At 39.6% G+C, this 19,742-nt stretch carries 17 protein-coding genes; 9 read left to right on the plus strand and 8 right to left on the minus strand.

Annotated features, from left to right (window positions below):
• Nucleotides 1-44 precede the first annotated feature (44 nt).
• From FXZ76_RS04175 to FXZ76_RS06445, 4 genes are all read right to left on the minus strand, one after another.
• Nucleotides 45-1,163, minus strand: coding sequence for a 5-methyltetrahydropteroyltriglutamate--homocysteine S-methyltransferase (locus tag FXZ76_RS04175; RefSeq protein WP_079535907.1), 1,119 nt, complete (start codon nucleotides 1,161-1,163; stop codon nucleotides 45-47).
• A gap of 225 nt (nucleotides 1,164-1,388) precedes the next feature.
• Nucleotides 1,389-1,577 (minus strand): hypothetical protein, encoded by a 189-nt coding sequence (locus tag FXZ76_RS04180; protein ID WP_079535908.1) that lies wholly within the window; start codon nucleotides 1,575-1,577, stop codon nucleotides 1,389-1,391.
• 460 nt (nucleotides 1,578-2,037) lie between these two features.
• The gene (gene rbr, locus FXZ76_RS04185) at nucleotides 2,038-2,574 is read right to left on the minus strand and encodes a rubrerythrin (RefSeq protein ID WP_079535909.1); all 537 of its coding nucleotides are present in this window, start codon (nucleotides 2,572-2,574) and stop codon (nucleotides 2,038-2,040) included.
• A gap of 559 nt (nucleotides 2,575-3,133) precedes the next feature.
• Nucleotides 3,134-3,424, minus strand: coding sequence for a hypothetical protein (locus tag FXZ76_RS06445; protein ID WP_079535910.1), 291 nt, complete (start codon nucleotides 3,422-3,424; stop codon nucleotides 3,134-3,136).
• A 642-nt stretch (nucleotides 3,425-4,066) separates the two neighbouring features.
• Between FXZ76_RS06445 and FXZ76_RS04190 the strand changes: the two genes are divergently transcribed.
• The 3 genes from FXZ76_RS04190 to FXZ76_RS04200 all read left to right on the plus strand — a co-directional run bounded on the left by FXZ76_RS04190 (nucleotide 4,067) and on the right by FXZ76_RS04200 (nucleotide 6,405).
• Nucleotides 4,067-4,357 (plus strand): hypothetical protein, encoded by a 291-nt coding sequence (locus FXZ76_RS04190; protein WP_079535911.1) that lies wholly within the window; start codon nucleotides 4,067-4,069, stop codon nucleotides 4,355-4,357.
• Nucleotides 4,358-4,370: 13 nt separating this feature from the next.
• The gene (locus FXZ76_RS04195; protein WP_079535912.1) at nucleotides 4,371-4,721 is read left to right on the plus strand and encodes a hypothetical protein; all 351 of its coding nucleotides are present in this window, start codon (nucleotides 4,371-4,373) and stop codon (nucleotides 4,719-4,721) included.
• Between the two features lie 97 nt (nucleotides 4,722-4,818).
• Nucleotides 4,819-6,405 carry an APC family permease gene (locus tag FXZ76_RS04200; protein ID WP_079535913.1) on the plus strand — a complete coding sequence of 529 codons (1,587 nt, stop codon included), beginning with the start codon at nucleotides 4,819-4,821 and terminating at the stop codon, nucleotides 6,403-6,405.
• Nucleotides 6,406-7,307: 902 nt separating this feature from the next.
• On the opposite strand, the gene FXZ76_RS04205 is transcribed toward FXZ76_RS04200, so the two are convergent.
• Both FXZ76_RS04205 and FXZ76_RS04210 read right to left on the minus strand, forming a co-directional pair.
• A complete protein-coding gene (locus tag FXZ76_RS04205; RefSeq protein WP_157887294.1) occupies nucleotides 7,308-7,865 on the minus strand; it encodes a TetR/AcrR family transcriptional regulator in 558 nt (185 codons plus the stop codon).
• A gap of 294 nt (nucleotides 7,866-8,159) precedes the next feature.
• Entirely contained in the window at nucleotides 8,160-8,792 is a 633-nt protein-coding gene (locus tag FXZ76_RS04210; protein WP_197682103.1) for an MATE family efflux transporter, read from the minus strand.
• A gap of 735 nt (nucleotides 8,793-9,527) precedes the next feature.
• Between FXZ76_RS04210 and FXZ76_RS04215 the strand changes: the two genes are divergently transcribed.
• The 5 genes from FXZ76_RS04215 to FXZ76_RS04235 all read left to right on the plus strand — a co-directional run bounded on the left by FXZ76_RS04215 (nucleotide 9,528) and on the right by FXZ76_RS04235 (nucleotide 15,114).
• Entirely contained in the window at nucleotides 9,528-10,562 is a 1,035-nt protein-coding gene (locus tag FXZ76_RS04215) for a hypothetical protein (protein WP_147571538.1), read from the plus strand.
• A 765-nt stretch (nucleotides 10,563-11,327) separates the two neighbouring features.
• On the plus strand, nucleotides 11,328-11,840 hold the full coding sequence (locus FXZ76_RS04220) for an FmdE family protein (RefSeq protein WP_197682104.1): 513 nt from the start codon (nucleotides 11,328-11,330) through the stop codon (nucleotides 11,838-11,840).
• Between the two features lie 679 nt (nucleotides 11,841-12,519).
• The gene (locus FXZ76_RS04225) at nucleotides 12,520-12,930 is read left to right on the plus strand and encodes a hypothetical protein (protein ID WP_079535916.1); all 411 of its coding nucleotides are present in this window, start codon (nucleotides 12,520-12,522) and stop codon (nucleotides 12,928-12,930) included.
• Complete coding sequence (locus FXZ76_RS04230) at nucleotides 12,931-13,236, plus strand: hypothetical protein (protein WP_079535917.1); 306 nt, start codon at nucleotides 12,931-12,933, stop codon at nucleotides 13,234-13,236.
• Nucleotides 13,237-14,343: 1,107 nt separating this feature from the next.
• Nucleotides 14,344-15,114: a transposase gene (locus FXZ76_RS04235; protein WP_079535918.1), complete on the plus strand. Its 771-nt coding sequence runs from the start codon at nucleotides 14,344-14,346 to the stop codon at nucleotides 15,112-15,114.
• A 613-nt stretch (nucleotides 15,115-15,727) separates the two neighbouring features.
• Here FXZ76_RS04235 and FXZ76_RS04240 read toward each other — a convergent pair.
• Nucleotides 15,728-15,910 (minus strand): hypothetical protein, encoded by a 183-nt coding sequence (locus FXZ76_RS04240; RefSeq protein WP_147571540.1) that lies wholly within the window; start codon nucleotides 15,908-15,910, stop codon nucleotides 15,728-15,730.
• Nucleotides 15,911-16,272: 362 nt separating this feature from the next.
• Nucleotides 16,273-17,727, minus strand: coding sequence for a response regulator transcription factor (locus FXZ76_RS04245; RefSeq protein WP_147571542.1), 1,455 nt, complete (start codon nucleotides 17,725-17,727; stop codon nucleotides 16,273-16,275).
• Nucleotides 17,728-18,250: 523 nt separating this feature from the next.
• Here FXZ76_RS04245 and FXZ76_RS04250 point away from each other — a divergent pair.
• Nucleotides 18,251-19,285 carry an MBL fold metallo-hydrolase gene (locus FXZ76_RS04250; RefSeq protein ID WP_079536915.1) on the plus strand — a complete coding sequence of 345 codons (1,035 nt, stop codon included), beginning with the start codon at nucleotides 18,251-18,253 and terminating at the stop codon, nucleotides 19,283-19,285.
• The last annotated feature ends 457 nt before the right edge of the window (nucleotides 19,286-19,742 follow it).

Consider the following 19,742-nt stretch of genomic DNA (forward strand, 5'->3'; position numbering starts at 1 on the left):
TATTAAAGCTCTTGTAAAGTGTGCTTTAAAAAAGAGGTTTGGGATTAACCCCAAACCTCTTCTGCTATCTCTTTAACAAGTGCAAGTTTTGCCCACTGTTCATCTTCGGTCAGCTTGTTTCCAATTTCGCATGATGCAAAGCCACATTGAGGACTCAGGCAAAGTCGGTCTAGTGGAATATATTTTTCTGCTTCATGAATTCTTGAGATGACAGTTTCTTTGTCTTCAAGTTCAGGACTTTTCGTTGTAATAAGACCAAGCACAACTTGCTTGTTATCGCTAACCTTAGCAAGTGGTGCAAACCCGCCAGAGCGCTCGTCGTCGAATTCAAGGTAGTAGGCATTAACGTTTTCTTCACGAAAAAGAATATCGGCGACGGAATCATATGCTCCACTGTTTGCATATGTAGAATGGAAGTTTCCACGACAAACGTGTGTGTTTACAACCATGTCATCGGGCACTCCAGCTATTACTTTGTTGTTTATGTTTTTATGTGCTTTTTGAACGTCAATTAGACCAACTTGTGTAGTTCCATAGAGTTCATGACCTTTTTGGTCAGCCATCATACCCCATGTGCAATCGTCAAACTGTACATTGCGACAACCCGCGTCATACAATTGATGCAATACCTTGATGTATGCATCAGCAATGTCGTTTTCGAGATCTTCTTCCGTTGAGTAAAATTCTTGTGTTGCAGGTCTTGAGAATGGCATCCAAAACTGAGCTAAAGTTTGCGCTGGCGAAGGAATTGTCTGTTTTGCAACAGTGTTTTCATCTTCAAATTTCTTTACAAATCGAAAGTGGTCGATGAAAGGGTGCTCGCCGTTAAGCTCAATTTTGCCAGTTAGGAACGTGTCGTCTATCATCGCAGCTTCGCCATGGAATGGTAGGCCAGTTTTCGTCTTTATGTGATCGACTCCATCAAATCCCCACATAAAGTCAAGATGCCATGTGGCACGACGGAATTCTCCATCGGTAATAATGTGATAGCCGCAGGATTTTATTTTTGAAATTAGTTCAGTGATGCATTTATCTTCTGTGTTCTTTAATTCATTGGCATCAATTTTTCCCTCTTCGAAATTAGCTCGTGCTTCTTTTAATTCAGCTGGACGCAGAAAGCTGCCAACAAAGTCATATTTAAATGGTGCATGCAGGTTATTCATTATTGCTCCTGTTATTTTGAATTGTTTAACTAGCGCACTTCACTCTAGCACAATGTGACAACAAGGAATTTAATGACCCCTCATTTTGCATTGTCATTTTTGCGATGAGGCTAAATCTATTAGCCTGGTTATCATGACTTTTGTTGAGTTGGTTAGTTAGTGCAATTAAAAGCTAATCTTTTTTAATTGATTCGTTGAATGGTGGGGTAATTTAGTCAGCCTTTCCTATTTCTCTTTAGTTTCTCTTGGTGCAATTAACAAGTCTAGGAGACAAAATCCGAGCAATATACCAGGCATTGCTCCACCCATAAAATCCGCTAAATCTCCATCAACAAAAAAACCTATATAGCAAATAACTGCAAAAATCACTCCGATAACACCTTTGATAAATAGTGCTTTAATTAAGTTGCCCATGCCAATCCTTTCATCTGGTTTAACTGAAAAAGACTATTCACTGGGGTTATTCCCTAATTATGAAAGAGATTAGCTTTTGGTTGTTACGGACGCGTGGATGAGGGTGCAAAAAAGACGCAAAGAAATGCCCTTTTACTTTTAATGTTTAGTTAAACAAATCACTAACTATTTTATCAACAGGTTTTCATTAACGAATGTCTGGAATTAAAAACCACCTTGATTCGATATAAAAACACTCGGCGATTTAATGATTCAGGTAGCAAAGGTTTGAAATTAAAAAAGCCACTCTCGTTTCGCTTTTTAACAATTTACAAGAGTGGCTAGTTGAATTTTTTTTAAAAATTTCCTATTTTCTACAAGTGCCATGGCCTCAACAGCCACAACGTTGACCAAAGACTTGTGTCATTGCCAATAAATGACTTCTTATTTGGCGCGATGGGCACGAGCCAGAGTCTGAAAACTAGAAGTTTTCAGCAGAAATCTCGAAGTAGGATTGTGGGTGATTGCAAACAGGGCACACATCTGGAGCTTTTGTTCCAATGATAATGTGACCGCAGTTGCGGCATTCCCAAATTTTAACTTCTGATTTCTCAAAAACCTCTTTAGCTTCAACGTTGTGAAGGAGTTTGCGATAGCGTTCCTCGTGATGTTTTTCAATTTGTCCAACTTGACGGAATTTTTCTGCTAATTCTGAAAAACCTTCATCTTCAGCAGTCTTTGCAAATTCTTCATACATGTCGGTCCACTCATAGTTTTCGCCATCGGCGGCAGCTGTTAGATTTTCGGTTGTTGAGCCAATTCCTTCTAATTCGCGAAACCACATTTTTGCATGGTATTGTTCGTTAGCTGAGGTTTTGCGGAAAATTTCAGCGATCTGCTCAAAACCTTCCTTTTTCGCAACGCTTGCAAAATAGTTGTATTTGTTTGTTGCTTGTGATTCACCTGCAAAAGCTGCTTGCAGGTTTTTTTCTGTTTGTGTTCCCGCATACTTAGACATAACATACTCCTTTAACTCTTTCAGTGAGACCCAACTTCTCACACCTTTTATTCTATCCAGCTCACTTTCTTTTGTTAACAACTTGGATGAAAAATTAACATTTCTCTTTTCGTATACGGTTTTTTTAATTTAAAAAATACCTGCATATCCCTCTTTTTTAAATTTCAGAGTCTCATGCTGTCTGGAGCTGTCACTCAGTGTCACAAGTCGTCACGCGACCCTTGTTTGGACCGCACTTTTTTTAATTCGCAAGAATAAGAAAACCGACGCTAAGCAACAATCAAAAAGCCAACTATAAAAATAAGTCAAAAAGTTGACGTAAATAACAATCTAAATATTGGCTTTAAATAACAGTCAACCAACTGACGTTAAACAATAAGCAAAGAGCTGGCTTTTAATAACAATCAATAATTTTGTTATCATTCACCCCCCCCAAATGTGCTGAATCGCTTTTGGAATGTTAGTGACTGCAGCGTTCCGCATGTGGAGAAGCGCTTTTTTCCTATTCTGACGGCCGAGAGCCATTTGCCAAAGCGTCTCCCACATGTGCTGAAACGCTTTAGAAGTGCTGGTGACTGCAGCGATTCGCATATGCTGCTGCGTTTTTATCTTTTTTGTCGGCCGAGAGCCATTTGCCATAGTATATCTCCCGCATGTGCTGAATCTCTTTTGGAATGTTAGTGACTGCAGCGTTCCGCTTGTGGAGTAGTGCTTTTTTCCTATTCTGACGGCCGAGAGCCATTTGCCAAAGCGTCTCCCGCATGTGTTGAATCGCTTTTGGAATGTTAGTGACTGCAGCGTTCCGCTTGTGGAGTAGTGTTTTTTGCCTATTCTGACGGCCGATAGCCATTTGCCAAAGCGTCTCCCGTGCGCGGTGAGGTGCTCTTTTGGACTCTTAATCCCTTGCTTTGTTTGGAATAGATTCCTCATTGTTTATTTAAGTCCTTAAACGCTAATCTAAAAAGGTGCAAATACGCGAATGTCTATTACCAATTAATTTAAAAGTGGGTGGCAAATCTTCTAAAGATAAAAAAACTATTCTGTTTTTTAGTCATCAAGACAATAAAAGAGCATTCTGCTTTTAATTGGTTTTTGATTAGTCTGTTTATTTAAGCGTCAAAATGCCAGCAACATTTTTGTGTACAAAATATCGTTCTGTACTTTTTTAAGCTATTTGATGATCGAATATATTAGTGAACGTTCGTTTTGTCATTATTTATAACTGAACGAACATTCTTTTATTAAACATGTTTTTAGGTATATTGTTAATCAATCTAAACTTGATAACATTCAAATGCTATTTTTTGCTACAAATTTTATGTTGACTGAATAATTAAATAAGTGCTCAAAAATTCAAATTTTGCCCAGTGTATCGATAGTGTTAAAAAATATTTTTTCGAATAATTATTTTGAATTTGGTGTATAACAGTTACGGTTAAAGTTACCAAAGTAACATTTATTAAATTTTAGGGATTGAAGGGGATGAACTTAAATGGAGAATAAAGTAACAAAAAAAGAGATTTCAAAAACCTATCACAGAGATTGCACATTGCTTGCTCTTTTTGCAGCTTTCATGTGGGCAATTGTAACCATGGTTATGTTTCAGGCAGAAAGCCTAACAAGCGCGCCTGGTGCTGAAACAATTATTTTCGCAATTTCGCTTACTACTGGCATTGGCCTAACGCTTGGCCTTTTTGCTGTTTATCGTCATCTTCACAACAACGAAGACCCAATTTATCGCGAAGACATTGCAAATCTTAAACTCATCAAAGAAGCTGAATAGTTGGGTTTTAGTGATGTCAGAAAAATCGAACAGCACTAAAAACTCTGCAGGCACTGCCGCAGGCACAAAGGAATCATCTATGCGTGAGCGTGTGCTTCTCGTTGTTGACATATTTTTTGTGTTGATTTTGTGCTTCGTTGTTCTTCTCATAACAATGTTTTGCCAAAATCTTTTGACAAGCGACACCGAAGTGCTTGCCTATGTACTTGATCCTAAAACACTCATTCCTGTGATTCTTGCAATTGCTGCGTTTGTTGCGTTTCTAGTGAAAATGAGCACAAAAGATTTGAAAGAAATTGTTGAGATTGAGTATGCTGATGCAGCTGATGAAGGGGATAGTGATGAGCGTGTGGTCAATAATTAATATTGTTGCCTGGGTTCTGTGTGGACTCTTCCTTTTCTTAATTCTTGGTGACATGATTAAAACTGAATTCGGGGACAGAAAGAAAAAATAGACGGAAATGGAAGAGTTGAAGAAGAAAGATGGCGCCGCTGGAGTAGCGGTAGGCACCAACGCGCGAGTTGCCACTGATAATCTTGGTGCTAAATTGGACGCTGCTAACGCTGATTCTAAAAACGCAGTAAATAGTCAAGGCACAGATAATGGCAGCGACGAGAAGAAAAAACCTGCAACAACTAAGATTCTTGGTCCTATTCACATATGGGCGCTTGGTGTTGGAATCGTTCTCGTTGGCGAATTCATGGGCTGGAATTTTACCGTTGCTAAAGGCGGTTCACTGGGTTCGGTAATCGCACTTTGGACAGTTGCCATGATGTATGTGACGATTGTTATGATGAACACTGAAATGGGTTCAGTGATGCCAGAGGCTGGCGGTCAATATACAATGGCGAAATATCTTTTAGGTCCGCTAGCTGCTTTTATAGTGGGACTCATGCTCGTTCTTGAATATTCGATGCTTGAGGCTGCTGATGTTTTGGTTGTAGGTCAGATAATTGAGTCGGTTAACCCTGCTTTGCATTCTTTGCCATTTATTATCCTTGCCTTGCTTGCCCTAACCTATCTCAACTATCGTGGCGCCTATGCAACGCTTACGCTGAATTTTATAATCACAGCAGTTGCTTTTTGTACGATTATGATATTGCTCATTTCGACAAATTTTTGGGATCCTCAAGCAACACTTCTCGATTTAAAACATCTGACTGACGGTCTTCCATATGGCTACATTGGAATCATTGCAGCAATGCAGTTCGCCGTTTGGTTCTTCCTTGGAATTGAGGGAGGCGCTCTTGCTGCTAACGAATGCCGTTCGGCTAGTCGTTCGCTTCCTTTAGGAACGATGATTGGCCTGGCTGTGCTTTTGATTGGAGCTTCGCTCACATGGTTCTTGTGTTCTGGCCTTGTCCCAGTCGATGAACTTGGAGTTTCGGCATTTCCTCTTTATGATGCTGCCCTTGCTACTGGAAAACTCTATGTAATTGTTGCTCTGTTTGTCGGGACAATCATGGCCTGCATGGCATCTGCTAATGGTTGCATTAATGATGCGAGCACCGCATGGAGCGCGATGTCTAAAGACGGTCTCATACCTTCAGTTTTTGCGAAAAAACATCCTAAATATAAATCGCCTTACCGAGCAATCGTGTTTTTACTCCCAATTTCAATGGCATTTGCATTCACAGGTTTGCTCGACCAAGTTGTAACATTCTCTATTTTTTCAGCATTAATGGTCTATGTTATTACCGTTGTAATGTTTTTCCGCTTTAGAAAAATGTATCCACTCGGGAAAATTAAACGCGGATATGTTGCACCTTTGTTCCCATTGCCAGCTATTATTGCAGCTGTTCTAATTGGAATGACTTTGCTTGGTGTTTACCTCGGCTATTGGGTCAACATTCTTGGCGGCGTTGCTTTCTATTTCCTTGCTTCTGTGTGGTTTTTGGTGCGCAGAAACAAATTTGTTGACAAAAAGACATTCCTTTTGCCTGGCAGAAAACAATGGCCAAAGCCAATTTTGGGAAAGCAAGAGTCTGAAGCAGCTGCTGCTGCCGTTTCAGCAAAAACTGCAGAGCCTGCAACAAGCGAGTCGTAGCTAATTATCGTTGGAGCTTCAACTCGACCTTTGTCGCACTGGTGGCACTGGTGGGACTGGTGCCAGTCATGGAATTGCAACGGTCGACAATGGTGCCAGTCATGAATACCTTCGACATTGGTGTCAGACATGAATTTAGACTGTTAACAATGGTGCCAGAGATGAATTAAGGCTAAGCTGTTGATTGTGCAACACGACATTGATATTATGCCCCTCCGCGACTAACTTTTAGATTAGTCCCTCTCTTTTGCGCGACTGCAACTAAGCGGTCGCCCCTTTAACATAAAAATCCCGTGACTGAGATACGGCCACGGGATTTTTTAGCACTGGTGACAGACATGAATTACATTCCGTCGACATTGGTGCCAGACGTAAATTACATTCCGCCATCATTGGTGTCAGACATGAATTACAACGGTCTACTAAGGTGCCAGACATAAATTACATTCCGTTGACACTGGTGACAGACATGAAATGTAAGCACTGGTGCCAGACATAATTTGAGACTATTGGCACTGGTGACAGACATGAATGCTTTGAGACTATTGGCAATGGTGACAGACGTAAATTGCATTTAGCATCTGAGCCAGTCATCACGCAATGGTGCCAGACATAAATTACATTCCGTTGACACTGGTGACAGACATGAAATGTAAGCAATGGTGCCAGACATAATTTGAGACTATTGACACTGGTGACAGACATGAATGCTTTGAGACTATTGGCAATGGTGCCAGACGTAAATTGCATTTAGCATCTGAGCCAGTCATCACGCAATGGTGCCAGACGTAAATTACATTCCGTCGACATTGGTGACAGACATTAAATGTAAGCACTGGTGACAGACATGAATTCGCAGTAAAAGCATCGCCGTTCCAGACATGAGGTTCTCTCACGTCATTTTAATTTTTCTGATTGTTGATCTCTTGCTGTTGTTTATACTTTTCGCGCATCATCTCTGTGGTTTCTGCTATGAATTCAATTTCTTTCATAAAGTGTTCAGAATCTTCAAAAAGGGTGTAATATAGGCACGCGTTTGCATATGTGAAAAATAGAGGCTGAACTACCTCGTGAGGAAGCCCAATCTTCGACTCGACCGATTTTGTGTAATTGTCATAACGCTCGTCAGTTCGTTTAAATAACTTAAGGCATGAATCGTGGTACTTAGGCGATATATATACGTTCATTACAAATCGATATTTTTTACTATTTCGTTTTAGCTTTGAATAGTCTACATTTAACAGTTCTTCCTTTAGATTTTCAAAATTGTTAGGAAGGATCTTTAAGAAATCGTCGTCAATTAATTGTGCGCAGTAGTTTGTTGTTTCGATGATCAAATCGTCTACGCTATCAAAATAGGTGTATATATTCCCAGCTGAAATTCCAGCGGCTTTAGCAAGTTTACGCACACTCGTTTCCGCCAGGCCTTTTTCACTTAAACAGTCAAAGCATTTTTTCATTATTTCGATTTTTCGCTCACGATGCTGCTCCTCGGTGCGCATATTGTTTTATTCCCTTTACTCGAATTTTCATTTAAAACGCCATCAATAGGATACTCAGAAACGTAACTTCATCGAACCTAAATCGCAAATATTATAAACAGTTATAAGTTAGAAGAACCTTTATTTAATGCTTTAAGCAATAACGCTAACATAGTTGAAATAATTCTTGCAAATACAGTGCTCCACCAGATTGTGATCTGTCCTCCAAACAGCGGTGGCAAAACTAGCATTAATCCAAGCATGAGGACAGGTTCAATAAATGTCAAAACATAGGACAATGCTGCTTTTTCTGTTGCATAAAATCCAGCAGTGGAAATTCTTGTAATTGCTAAAAAATGAAACCGAAACTAGAAAAATTGGGATGATTTTAGCAATCTCAGAATTTACTGTATCTGAAGAACTTAACAATGTTCCTACATGCCATCTGCCAAAATACATGATGGCGCATCCGATAAAAGCAAGATTAACAGGAAAAATGTATGCCATACGTTTTACTTCTGCTAACTCATTTGCTTTTCGTTCACCATAATATTTGCTCATAAGTGGCTGACTACCATCAACTACGCCTTGCAAAACCAAATAGATAATGCAGATGATATAAGAGATGCCTGCATAGGTAGCAATCGCTTCTTCTCCGTCATAGAATGCAGAAAATCGATTGATGATTACCAGTGAAATATTAGGAGTCAGAGCGAGTCCAAAAGGAGCAAGTCCAACTCTGAAAATTGATTTGCAAAGATTCCGAAATTCACCTGAATTTATGCAAATACACAATTTCTTCTTTGACACAGAATACAAAAGAGCAATGAGAAAGGTGACTCCCTGACCAATAATCGAGGCAAGAGCTGCCCTGCCCATTCTTTGATCAAAAACCCATACCAGCAAATAATCAAGAATGATATTTGCAACAAAACCGCCTATTTACACTGGTGCCAGTCATGAATTTCTTTGCGAATAAACTTCTGTGCTCGAGTTGTATTTACACTGGTGCCAGACATGAATGTGTGTCATCAGCATTAGTGCCAGACATGATTTTCTTTAAGTTTGCACTGGTGCCAGACATGAATTTCTTTACGAATAAACTCCTGTGCTCGAGTTGTATTTACACTGGTGCCAGTCATGAATTTCTTTACGTATGTTCTTCCGTGTTTGAATTAAGTTTGCACTGGTGCCAGACATGAATTTCTTTGCGTATGGATTTCAGTGTTATAGCTGTATTCACACTAATTACAGACATTGATGTCATCCATCAGTATTAGTGCCAGACATTAGTTTTATTGCGTATGAATTTCCTTCTTAGATCTGTATTCACACTGGTGCCAGTCATGAATGTGTGTCATCAGCACTGGTGCCAGTCATGAAATTCTTTGCGCATGGACTTCCGTGTTTGATTAAGTTTGCACTGGTGCCAGACATGAATTTCTTTACGAATAAACTCCTGTGTTCTCCTATATTTACATTGGTGCCAGACATGAATTTCTTTGCGCATGGACTTCCGTGTTTGAATTAAGTTTGCACTGGTGTCAGACGTAAACTTCATAGATACAACAAGTCCCTTTAATAGGACGTTTCGTTATTGAGATTGTGTTCAAATATTATTTGAATAGTAAAATTTAGAAATTGATATCTGTCGTATTGAGCGTGAGCATTTTTATGAATGGTGTTTTCGGAAATACTTTCGATTTTAATCGGAATGGAAACATTGACCCTTTTGAGCGCGCTGCAGAATATTCGCTTGTAAATCACATTCTGGATGGAAATGACAAGTTTACCAGGCTGAGTGATAAGCATGAGCATTCTTACAATTCCAGTTTTGAAGGAGAATCCAACACAACCACTGATTTTCCTAGCTCGTCTAGTGACATTGACGAGGACGATACTTGGCTCAATGATTCTGACGATGATGATTTCTGTTTAGATGATTCTGACAATGATAACTGGTTAGATGATTTGGACGATGACGATTGGCCCATTGATACTGATGAGGATGGTTCTTTAGCTGGGAATTACGACTTCAGCGAGGCTACTGACTTTATCTTTAACAAAAAAGAATGCGAGAGTGCGGACAATACTTCAGCTGAGAAGCGCAGCTCGCAAGAAGATGATTTTGGGTATACAGAACCCGATTTTTTAAAAAAATCATGTGCGAGTGACGTATCTTCTGACAGTAAAGTCGCGAATGTCTGCGACGAATCAACTTCAAATGAGTTCGATTCCTTTTGCCTAGATTATGTTAGTTCTGGTATTTCACCGGGTTATTCAAGCTCTTCAAATATTGACAATCAGCCTCCTTCCGATTCTAGTGATTTAGACATTGATGCTTATAACATCGAGAAATATCCCCTTGGATCGAAACTGGGATATTTTAAAGAACCGATAGAAAAAGGCTCAATTGTGCATCCAGACGTAAAGGTTAACTTACTGACGTCTTTGATGTATGGGGTAAAAAAGATTCCGTATGAGGCTCATAAAAAAATGCAAAAAGCAGGTGCTCTTTGTTTTAAGGATCGGATTAAGCTTTGGGAAGAACGCAGAGATTATCTTCTAGAACATCACTTTGATTTTGATAGGCTATCAAAAATGAGTAAAAAGGATGCACTTGATATGATTAAACAAGCTGGCTTAAACCCCTATGACTATTGGGATATGTTCTAGATAGCTAAGTGATTAATCAAAGATTACACATTAAGACAATTTTTACTGGTGCCAGTCATAAAAGAGGGCAGAGTTTTGTACTCTTAGGTTGTTAAGACAATTTTAATTGGTGTCAGTCATGAATCATTGGTGCCAGACGTGTCTCGCTGGCGCTAATCATAAATTAAACAAATTTATATAAGTCTTTTCTTGCTTTATTTGTTTTTTATAAAATGTGTCGTTCATTAAACAATGGTGCCAGTCATAAAAGAGGGTAGAGTTTTGTACTCTTAGGTTGTTAGGACAATTTTCGTTGGTGCCAGTCATGAAACATTGTTGTCAGACGTTTCTCGCTGGCGCTATGCAAAAATTAAGCAAATTTACATAAGTCTTTTCTAGCTTTTTTTGTTTTTTATAAGATGTGTCGGTCATTGAACAATGGTGCCAGTCATAAAAGAGGGTAGAGTTTTGTACTCTTAGCTTATTTCTTGTAGCTGTAAACAAACCTTAGCCGCATCTTTGTTCTGCATAGTTTTAATTAGTACACATAACGGATTTGTTCTTTTTAAGTAAAAATTTTTAACTATACTTTCTTGTTCAATCTGACGCATCAAAAACTTTAACGAACCAGAGTAAATGCCATTTCTTTATGGTGACAGTCATGAATTACAGTCATGAATCGTTGGTGCCAGACATAATATTTAAAGATACCGACAACGACCGATGTATTACATCGTCGTGTTACGATTGTTCAATAAGTATTATTTAGAGTTGAGAGGTGCCAAAATGTTGTCAAGAGAATTGTGGAATCAGGCTGCCAAGTTCCACGGTCATCAATGTCCAGGACTAGCAATCGGTTTTAAAGCGGTTGAGGGTGCAGTTTCCGAGCTTGGGTTAGACATCGATGACCTTTTAGCAACTGACGAAGAATTAGTTTGTGTTACAGAAAATGATGCTTGCGGCGTTGATGCTGTCCAGGCACTTTTAGGTTGTACAGTTGGTAAAGGCAATTTAGTTTTCAGAATTCGCGGCAAGATGGCGTTCTCGTTTTTTTGCAGAGAAACAGGTCAAAGTGTTCGTCTGTGCTTGAAGTCTTCGATTGGAAATGGGCTCTCCCGTGAAGAACATCAAGAGTACATTATCTCTCATTCTTACGACGACTTGTTTGAAGTTTCTAAGCCAAAATATCCTCTTCCTGAAAAGGCACGCAGGTTTCCTTCTCAGAACTGTTCTATCTGTGAGGAGTCCACTGCGGAGTGTTTTTTTGCGAATTCAAAGTGGCAATTTGGTTTGCACTGACTGCTACGATGCCTACGATCGTGAAGGTTTTTAAATTCACATTTGCTGCAATTCACTGCGCTGTGATTTTAATTAGTGTCAGACGTTTTTCGCTATAGCCAAAACAAGTCTCAATGGTTCGACGGTGGTGTCAGTCGTGCATCATTGGTGTCAGACATAATTTTTGTTCTTTTGGGATATTCTCCTAAGGCTTTCGTCTTATTCAGAACTCAGCTGTAAATGGTGACAGTCTTGAATCACTGGTGCCAGACTTGATTTGAAATCTGCAAAACGCTGCAAGTAAGTAGTTTAATTTGCCTAACAGATTCTTATGAAATTAGTTAAGGTTTTAAAAATTGTGATTGAACCAAAAGCTTTTCCCTTCGCTTAGAACATCAACTCAGTACATGAGTGCAAGGGATAATGAAGCAATTTTACATTAGTGCCAGACATGCATCATTGGTGTCAGACATAAACTTTTGACATAAACTTTTTACCTGTGAAAATATGACCTAGATTTTTCTTTGTTATGGACATCCCGAGTGGAGTCAGACATGAGGCATTGGTGCCAGTCATAAGTGACTAACTTGACAAAAGTGCAAAACGTAACTCTTCGTTCACACAAAAAATCAATTTAGTAACACGAAGTTGTGATATTGTTACGAATAGTAAATTTGTAACACGAATTAAGGAGAAGAATATGGCTTGCTTTATCGTTGGTGGGGCTGAGGCTGTTGTTGTTACTGCTGTTCGTTCGGCAGTTAAAAAATCCGAAGAAAGAAGGGGGATAGTTGATGAGTCGGGAAAGCAGATTTCAGATCCAGCTGAACACGGAATTTGCTGGACCAGGAAAATTTCTTGGCTTATGAACATGCTCTGGGGCGGTGTAATCCTGCTTTGCGTTGAACATATGTGGCACGGTGAGGTCGTTCCGTTTACTCCTTTTTTAACGGCTATGTCTGATCCCGCTGAAATTCCCGTAATGCTTCACGAAATGGCGACTGTTGGAGTAGCTATGTGCGTGATGGTCACTGTTGTTTGGTTTGTTGCGACAGTTGTCGCCGACATGGCAGTAAAGCGTTCTATCCATTTCGCGGAAAAGGAGGTCTAGATGACACTTTTTATTACTTTATGTGCAGCCTCGATTGCAACATTAGTTTGGTATTGCACTGCTCCTAGTTCGGGACTAAAAACAGGCGTATTGGCTCTTATGTATTGGGGCGCGGCACTCATGTGGACGGTCGATGGAATAGCTAACCTTATCGAAGGTGAGGCTTTTGTTGAGATAGCCGACACAGCGGTTATGCTTGAAGATGCAATGCTTGGATTTTTTGTAGTCGTTTCTGGGTTAGTTGCTTGGACAATATATCTATGCATTAAAGATCCAAAGAAGGTTTTTCGGAAAGCACTTTCATAGGTTTCCTACAGAATTACGGCACAAGTTTTACATAGGTGCCAGACATCAGTCCCTGGTGCCAGTCATGTTTTACAGTTGCAGGTCAGTCACAGGTGCCAGTCATGTCGCACTAGTGCCAGACATGAATTTAGTGTCAAAGAAAAATCAACTGCAATTAGCAAAAGAGTCAGTCGAACCACATTTGTGCCAGACATGATTTTTAAATTGTTTAATTTACTTATTTCATGGCGTTGACATTATTGGTCAGCGCCTTTTAAGTTATTGCGAAAAGCGTTGTGGCTAGCTTATAGCGTTGGTGTCAGACATGACGCATTGCATCATGGGTTACCAGCTCCAGCTGAATATACTGTTCAAATATCAAATTGATTCAATTCGAAAGGTGCCAGCCGTTAGCCACTGGTGCCAGACATATATTTGGTTCAAACGAATCAGGCTGATCTAAAGTCGCAAAAGTGACAAACGTGTTATATTGTTGACAGACATGAATTCAAGATTGCATGTGCCAGTGCTGCCATTGATGACAGTCTTCAAGCGCTGGTGCCAGACATGAATTCGGGATTAGATAAAAGTCTTTAGTCTTGGTGCCAGGCATGTCTCATTGGTGTCAGTCATGTCGTACCGTTGATCTTGCACTGGTGGCAGGCGTAACACATCGTTCGCAGATGTAATGATTAGTAACTACAGTTGACTTGATTCGTTCAATTATTTTGTGATGTATCGGTAATTTACTGTTGGATTTATCGGGAAATTACCTGTATAAAGGTGTTTTTATTAATTGTTCATTTGTCGCAAAAATTCGTTTTTAATAATTATCTGGATTTTTTTGACTCAATTTTCACAGCTCTGCCTATATATTTCACTGGTGACAGACATGAATGCAGAAATCGTCGGTTGAGCCAGCAATGGTGACAGACATCAATTTCTACTGAAATTTTCTTAGAGATTACCCAGCATAGACTTATTTTTTACAAAATCATCATCTTGACGTTCACTTATTCAACACTTAAATCATCAGTTTTGGATAACCATTTCTTTCTTATTTTTCTTCACTTTTATGACTAGGCTTATTTATCAACAATTAAGACTTCGCGAGAAAGAGGAGACAAGATGTCAAGACCGCCAAGATGCAACTCTCCGATTGGGGTTCTAAATATCGGGCAAAAAGGGCACAATGATCAGGTGATTTTTTATTCTGATGAGGACCGTGGGTATTACATTGAATGCCTGCAAAATGCATGCGATAAGTTTGGGATAGTGTTGCTCGCCTACGTGCTGATGTCGAACCACATTCATGCGCTGTTTTATGGGGACATTAAAAAGTGCGACAAGGTTTTTAGGTCCATTGGGTCGCGGTACGTTAAGTGGTTTAATCGAAAATATGGCCGGTCGGGCACCCTGTGGAATTCGCGTTTTTATTCGAAACCTGTGCAGGATGAGCTGCAATTTTTGCAAACCGCCGCATACATTTTCAACAACCCCGTCAAGGCGGGAATGGTCAAACGCGCAGAAAATTACAAGTGGTCTTCATTCAAGGATTTAGACTCTGAAGAATTCGATGCTAAAGCTAAGGAAATCCTAGACACTACGCTTTCGATTTCGTATCTCAAGCAGTACACACATGACGTTGCCGAGAGTCAAATGAGCCCCGATGACGGGAAAGAATTTGAAGTGATTCCAAGCAGCACACCATCTGATATGTTGGTGATTGATGCGGTGAAAAGAATTGTGAAAGAGAAAAATCTTGGCAGAATATCTGCTCTGTCCAGTTCACTTTTAAGAAAACTTGTGAAGTCGCTTCTAAAACTTGGATCTAATATAAATCAAATTTTTCGGGTCACGGGTCTGACTAGGCATCAAGTTAGTATTCTTGCTACGTAAGGACGTCTTTATAACTTTAGCATTTTTTAAACTAAAAGTTCTGAGCAGGGTATTTCGTTTTGTCATATAAGTTTTTGTGCTGCTGCGTTGCGAGAACACGACCTCTGATACTTACAGTTGACCTAACTCTGTACTAGACGAAAGTTCACTCTAATTGAAGCGTTGTCATTAATTTCACTTGAACTTTTTGGCTAGTTCATGGCTTGTTTTGTTTTGTGGCATTTTCCACCCCTTAAATAATCCTTGCGAGTTCGCTTATTTTGTATTTACTGGCGTTTTTCTCGTGATTTCTGCTTATTCTTTTCGTAATTTGCTATCTCCCTCGCAAAAGTGCCAGTCATGAAACACAAGTGTCAGTCGTGTCTCGCTGGTTTGGTTACGCTGCAAGTGCCAGTCATGAAACAGTTATTGTGAACTTAACGCCAGTGATGAATCTATGCTCATGCTTCATTAGTGCCAGTCATGTATTTTTACGCTAGAAAAACACATGCAGCAATCGTAACAAATACAAATCATTAGTGCCAGTCATGAATTCCCAGCACTGGTGACAGACGCAAAGCATTAGTGCCAGTCATGGATTTCAAAGCATTAGTGCCAGTCATGAATTTCAACGCTAGTAACAGGCATGCAGCACTGACAGACGTGATGCAATGGTGCCAGACATAAACTGAATGTTGTTATATGTGACAGTGCTTGCACGAATCAATTCTAGATAGGTGGTCTCATTTGGTGGGTATGAGTTTGGTTTAATTGAAATGAGTTGAATGCGGAAGTCTGCCACATATAACACCGCCATTATAGAATTCGAATAGGAACCGAGTATATAAGGGAACACCGCCATTCTTGCAAAAGTGACTTTGGCGGAAATCCGCCAAATAACAAATACCAGCTAGAAGCAATTTTCCTTCTAATGTTCAAGAATACGGCTTAATACAGTAGTTGAGTCTGATAGACAAAAAATTAAGCTTAATGCTATCTAAAATTTAGTCGTTTCGTTTAAGAAGCATCCTTTTGATCAGGATGTGTTTACAAATATTTTCCGACTTAATCAATGGTCAGCATGGCTATTGAGCCAACCATCTCTTTTACTCCTAGTTAATATGCTATTCGTCTTAAAAGGTGATTTGATATTAATTCTTGTGCAGTAACAATCACTTTTCACTGTCGCATGTTGTAAAGATTAGCAAGTCCAATTCGAGATTTAATGTTTGTTTTCTCGTATATTGAAGTTATGTGGCGCTCAAGCGTCCTTCTTGAAATAAACAAATTTTCAGCTATCGTTTGAATGCTATCTTCTGTGCTCACAAGTTGCAATAATACTTCCGCTTCGCGATCGGTCAGGGAGTATTTCGCGGTAATTACTTTGAGTTTCTTTTCTTCTGATTTATCTTCGTCAATCTTTTTCTTGATTTCTCGCAATAACGCTATTTTTCTCGTTGTGCAAACAGCTGTAATAACGCTCACGGCAATAAATAAAAGCAACATGAGAATTAACGAAGCAAGGTAGTTATCCGAGGAAAGAATCCACAGAATTGGGTTTGCAATGATGGCAGCTGTTATGTTGTTTAGAGCGCGCCCCATGCCTGCCCAAAGTTCCGGCATTTTCATGTATTGAGAGAGATCCATGAATGTCGTGGTGAAGAACACCGCAAAAAATCCTGTTGAGAGATAGAACACGATCAAGCTCGCTAAGATCGGACCCGAAAGTTTCATTAACAAGATGCAAATTGTTGAAAAAACCATTACGCAGTACATTACTATCCCCATGTACTTGCGTTTTTTGAGGTCAAAAATGAAGCCAGCCCCGAGCCCGCTCAAAGCAAGCAATATTCTTGGCCATTGCCCAACATCCACAACTCCAGTGGCATGTTTTAGAGTGACAGCATTGTCAAGAGAGCTAAAGATGCAGGTCATCAAAGATATGAGCAGGACGGTCATTGCTATGAGCACGTTTTTTGTCTTTTCAAAACTTGCGTTTATGGAGATTGTTTGTTCAAGATGTGTTGAATAAGTTGCATTATTGGAACGGAGCTTTTTATCCGCTTTGATGAGAATGTAAACTAGTAGCACCAAAAATGCGCAATAGACGAATGCTTCGGCGATTTCTTCATGCGCCAAATTATTGTTAGCAAATTGAAGAAGAATGCCAATGGCATAGGATATGCCAGTTATTCTTGCGAGATATTTGTTTGAGTTGAGCATTCGAGCAGAAATGTAGAAAACTGCGCTACCAAGAAATCCCAACAACAAGAAAAGTGCAAATCCAATGACAGATGTCATGGTGTAATCAAGATTTGCGCACAGGAAAGCAATGTATGCAATAGAAACAGCCCCAACTGCGGTATAGACGGCGGAAATGGTTTTTCCATTTCTAAACCTTTTTAATAATGGGAAAAGTAGGAATCCAATGGCACTAATCCCCAGCGTATAGTTTTGCGCCAGAACAACTTCGTTTCCTAGTGCGAGTCTTGATAGCACGTCAACACATAAATATTCGGTTCCCAAAAAAAGGAATGTGAAAATTCCCATTAGGGCAATTGAATATACATATGGCGCAGAATTTTCGTTTAGCAACTTTTTGTTCATTGATATTTCTGGTTTATTAGTTTTCAATCAGGAAATCTTCAGTTTTCCTTATAGCCACTTTCTATTTATAACGCAGTTAGTAACTCAACTGAAAGAATCGTTCGTCATTGGATTTTGGCAATTGGCGGTTGCGACACTGGTGCCAGTCATGAATGTGAAGCTTTTACAACGGTGCCAGACATGAATGTATGTTATCAGCACTGGTGCCAGTCATGAATGTCGAATTCAATTGCTCTTTCATTGGTGTTTTTACACTGGTGTCAGACATGAATTTTACACAGATGACAGACATGAATGTGTGTCATCGGCACTGGTGCCAGACATGATTTGTGATTCCGGACTTATTTGAGCAAACATACGTTCAGAAAACGAGAATTAATTAGACACAATTATTATTCATGAAGGAGTACAATTGCAGTTAGATTCTGTGTGACTATTCTGTAGAGCAATTAACTGCCCAATTTATCATGATTATATCAAGAGATTTTTGCGCTTTTTTTGCGCTGTGAATTGTCATGCAAATAGTGTCGTTTTTAAGGAAAGGATTTAAATGGACACACCAAAAATATCTAGGAGAGGGTTTTTAGGTGGAAGTGCTGCTGCAGTTGCTTCATTGGCATTGGCTGCTTGCTCTTCGAATTCGGGAGAAGAGAAGAAAGAGGGGGAGGAAAAACCATTTACGCCTCAGACTGACTTCAGCGAGACTACTGGGGATAAATTAAAGATTACGACTCTCTCAGAGAACACTAACACGGGCCATGAGTCGCTTTCTGCTGAGTTCGGTTTCTGCGCATTAATCGAACTCGGAGATTCTAAAGTTCTCTTTGATACTGCTAAAAAAGGCGATTTCATCGAGCATGCTCAGGAGTTGCATGCTGATATCGCCAACACAAAGATGATTGTATTAAGCCATGCGCACTACGATCACTGTGGTGGTTTGATGAAATACCTGAATATGTTCGATGGCAAGGGCAGGACTCTCTATCTGAAAGATTGCTTCTTTGATGGTGCAGCAGAGAAGTATTATGACGATATCGCAGGGCAGAAGCTTGATTTTACTGATGGCACGCCTGGCTATTTTAACATCGGTATCAAGTTCGATCAAAAAGATGTAGAGGCTACTGGTGCTAAGGTTGAATATATGACAGGTGATTCAATGGAGCTTGCACCTGGAATTACGCTTTATGGCAACTTTGTTCGCAATCCTCTAGATCCAAAAATGCTAATTAAGAATGACAAGGGTGAATATATTATCGATAATTTCGATGAAGAAGTTGCTATTTCAGTTGAGACTAGCAAAGGAATCATCGTAGTTTCCGGTTGTTCGCACACTGGTATTGAAAACATCGTCAAAGCAATTAAGGACCGCACCGGGAAAGATGTTTATGCTGTAATTGGTGGGTTCCATTTGCTGGACGCTACTGAGAAGCAAATTCAGAATAGTATTGACACATTTAGCGGTCTTGGTGTTTCGCATATGGGAGTTTCGCATTGTATCGGTGAGAAAGCGAAGAAAATGTTCTGTGAACAACTTCCAGATATCGCATTTGTGAACACAACAGGCAGTGTTTTTGAGATGAAATAAACTCCCGTTCTCGTTTTTAAGTTTATATTTTTTTAAACTCGCCTCGCTCCTTTGCGGGGCGGGTTTTTTTATGTTCGTACAACTGTGCCAGACATGAACAAATGGCTTTTTTCACTGGTGCCAGTCATAAATGTACATCATTAGCAACAGTGCCAGACATGAATATAACTGAAGTTTTAATTGCTATTCTTTGCCTGCATATCGATGCTTTTACACTGGTGCCAGACATGAATTAAAGTTGCTTTTACAACAGCGTCAGTCATGAATTTGATGCATTTACAACGGTGCCAGACATGAATTATTGGTCGCATGGCTCATTATTCCGCCAAAAATTTGGCCATGTGTGTCTTCCTCATTTTTGTGATTTCAAATAAAGTCTTCTTAATGGGAAGTCTGAATTTGTTGGTGTCAACTCTACGGAGAATTTTTGTTTACAAATTTCCAATTTTTTCTTAAA

This window comes from Phoenicibacter congonensis (assembly GCF_902386915.1).
GTDB lineage: Bacteria > Actinomycetota > Coriobacteriia > Coriobacteriales > Eggerthellaceae > Phoenicibacter > Phoenicibacter congonensis.